This window comes from Brevundimonas sp. (assembly GCF_032107865.1).
Lineage (GTDB): Bacteria > Pseudomonadota > Alphaproteobacteria > Caulobacterales > Caulobacteraceae > Brevundimonas.
In genome coordinates this window covers 1-2,862 of record NZ_DAMCNG010000289.1, presented here as the reverse complement: position 1 = coordinate 2,862, position 2,862 = coordinate 1, and the positions used below count along the sequence as shown (strand labels likewise).

Sequence of the window (2,862 nt, the reverse complement as noted above, 5' to 3'; positions counted from 1 at the left end):
GAAGGCCGTCGTCCCCTCGATGGTCAGCTGATAGGGCGAGACGTGCTCGAACCCCAGGTCGAGCGCCGTCGTCAGCTCGGCGGTCCAGTCGCCGACGCCCTGACCGGGCCGGGCGTAGATCAGGTCGATCGACAGCCGAGGAAAGGCCTGCGCGGCCAGGGCGATGGCGCGGCGCGCCTCGGCCGCCGAATGGTCGCGGCCCAAAAACTTCAGCGCGTCGTCATCGAACGACTGCACCCCCATCGACAGACGGTTGATCCCGGCCTGCGCCAGGGCCGCGTAGCGCCCGGCCTCAGCATCCGTGGGGTTGGCCTCCAGGCTGATCTCGATGTCGCCCGCCGAAGGGAACAGGGCCCTGGCCCGCGCCACCACCGCCGCCACGGCGTCGGGCGGCATCAAGGACGGCGTGCCCCCGCCGAAGAAGATGGAGGCCAGGACGCGCGGCCCGACTAGGGCGGCCTGCGCCTCCAAGTCGTTCAGGATGGTCTGCGCCAGCCCCGCCTGTTCCTGCGCCCGTCCCCGGTCGCGCACCACGTTGAAGTCGCAATAAGGACAGATGCGCGCGCAGTACGGCCAGTGGACGTAGAGAGCGATGGAGTCGCTCATCTCTTCCTTCTCCCCTTGAGGGAGAAGGTGGGCGGCGGAGCCGCTCGGATGAGGGGGCGGGTTGGGCATCTCTGGCCTTCGTAGCAGAGGAAGCCGACGTCCCCCTCATCCGTCTGCCTGCGGCAGCCACCTTCTCCCCAACGGGAGAGAAGGGCCGTGTTTAGTCAATCAGCGCCGCCTTGAGGCGGGCGAAGGCGCGAGCGCGGTGGCTGAGGACGTCCTTCTCGACCGGGTCCATCTCGCCGAAGGTCAAGGCGGAGCCTTCAGGGCGGAAGATGGGATCGTAGCCGAAACCCCGATCGCCGCGCGGCGGGAAGACCAGTTCGCCGTCGATCCGGCCCTCGACCACCACGCAGGGTCCGTCCGGCCAGGCCACGGCGAGCGCCGAGGTGAACCAGGCGCGGCGGTCGGTCGAGGCGATCTCCTCCAGCCGCTGCTCGACCTTCTTCATGGCCAGGGCGAAATCCTTGGTCGGCCCGGCCCAGCGCGCGGAATAGATGCCCGGCGCCCCGTCCAGAGCCGCGACCGACAGGCCGGAATCGTCGGCCAGGGCGACCTCGCCCGAGGCCTGGGCCGCGTGGCGCGCCTTCAGCATGGCGTTCCCGACGAAGGTGCTCTCCGTCTCGTCCGGCTCAGGCAGATTCAGCTCTCCGGCGGTGACGATCGTGTAATGTCCGTCAAGCAGCGCTTCGATCTCGCGCGCCTTGCCCGGATTGTGGGTGGCGGCGACGAGCCGCATCCCCTTGATGAGCTTGAGATTCATGGCGCGACCTTAGTCCCGTCCGATCCATTGCGAAATGGTAACATCGTTAAACGATATGTAAGTTGGCTTTCGACACGGCACGACCTATCTTCATTTTCATGGACGGAAGGCCGCACCCGTTCAACCGAGAGAAACATCTCGCAACAATGATCCAGCGGCACAACAAATATGCACAAAAAACGTGCATCGATGGAGAGACCGATATGCAAGCCATGCACAAGACCAATCTGATGGACCGTCTGGCGCACAGCCTGGGCAACGCCTTCCTGCTGGCCTCCCTGCCGGCCGCCGCGATCGCCCTGATCATCCAAAGCCTCTGACCGCTCATGCGAGCGAGGGGGCTTTGACGATCGCCATGAACGCCGTGAAGAATAGAGCCGTGCGCGGGTCGGCCGGACCCGCCGCGGCGACGGCGCCCCTGTCCCCGGCCTGAGACGCCCGATGATGCGCTTGCGGAAACCGAAACCTCTCGGCCATCAGACCCCGCTTCGCGCCGCCCAACTACGGACGCCGAACCTGAGGACCATCGGTCCCGGCTCCGTCGCCAGCCTGCTGAAGATCGCGCTGGACGTGGCCTATGTGGTGATGATCCTCGTCACCGGCCTGCTGCTGCTTCTGTGGGTCGCCTCGATCTTCATTCCCATCGACAATCTGAACGTGACCGTCTCGGACGGCGCGGACGGTCGCGAGATGCCGCTGACCCGCCCGCTGCTGCTGTTCGCCCTGGGCGCCCTGAGCGCCTATTTCGGCGGCTTCCTGATCATCCTGCGCCATCTGCGCAAGATCTTCCGCACCCTGACCCTGGGCGATCCGTTCCAGCCGGACAATGTGCGCCGCCTGCGCCATGTGGGCCTGATCCTGGCCGTCGTCACCGGCGGCGTGTGGATCGTGCAGGGGCTGGTGGCCTCGCGCCTCGCGCCCGGCGTCATGGAGCCGCAAGGGATCAGCGACCTGCTCACCCCCGTATTTTCGGTCCTGGTCGTCTTCGTCCTGGCCGAGGTGTTCCGCGAGGGCGCGCGCCTTCGTCGCGAATCCGAACTGACGATCTGATCGAGAAACGCTAAAGCTCACCCTATGGCCATCCGCGTCCAACTCGACCGCATCCTCGCCCAGCGCCGCATGTCGCTGACGGAACTCGCCGACCGCGTCGGCGTGACCGTCGCCAACCTGTCCATCCTCAAGACGGGCAAGGCGCGCGCCGTGCGTTTCTCCACCCTGGACGCCCTGTGTCGCGAGCTGGACTGCCAGCCCGGCGACCTGCTGGCCCATGAGCCCGGTCCGCCGGACGCCTTCGACGACGAGGGCTGAGCGTGGCCCGCCCCCCTTCGGGCAAGGGACCGCCGAAAGCCGCCTCCGCGACCGGCGATGACGACAAGCGTATCTGGAACCGGGTGACGTCCACGGTGACGCCGCCCCTCCGCCGCAAGGCCGCGCGCGTGACGCCCGGCGCCGTCCTCCCCACGCTTCAGGGTGAGGCGCCGCCTCTCGTCGCC

Annotated in this window: 4 protein-coding genes and 1 pseudogene; 3 read left to right on the top strand and 2 right to left on the bottom strand. The window is 67.4% G+C overall.

The window, feature by feature from the left end:
- Together RT567_RS15675 and rdgB are read right to left on the bottom strand one after the other, a co-directional pair.
- On the bottom strand, positions 1-606 hold a 606-nt coding region (locus tag RT567_RS15675; protein ID WP_313577159.1), incomplete at its 3' end, for a coproporphyrinogen-III oxidase family protein.
- 160 nt (positions 607-766) lie between these two features.
- Positions 767-1,369, bottom strand: a complete 603-nt coding sequence (gene rdgB / locus RT567_RS15670; RefSeq protein ID WP_313577158.1) for an RdgB/HAM1 family non-canonical purine NTP pyrophosphatase — start codon at positions 1,367-1,369, stop codon at positions 767-769.
- A 441-nt stretch (positions 1,370-1,810) separates the two neighbouring features.
- On the opposite strand from rdgB, the gene RT567_RS15665 reads away from it, so the two are divergent.
- The 3 genes and pseudogenes from RT567_RS15665 to RT567_RS15655 form a co-directional block, all read left to right on the top strand.
- Entirely contained in the window at positions 1,811-2,419 is a 609-nt protein-coding gene (locus tag RT567_RS15665; protein WP_313577157.1) for a DUF2975 domain-containing protein, read from the top strand.
- A 24-nt stretch (positions 2,420-2,443) separates the two neighbouring features.
- On the top strand, positions 2,444-2,677 hold the full coding sequence (locus tag RT567_RS15660; RefSeq protein WP_003166522.1) for a helix-turn-helix domain-containing protein: 234 nt from the start codon (positions 2,444-2,446) through the stop codon (positions 2,675-2,677).
- A gap of 2 nt (positions 2,678-2,679) precedes the next feature.
- Positions 2,680-2,862: pseudogene (locus RT567_RS15655) on the top strand (hypothetical protein); the annotation flags it as partial.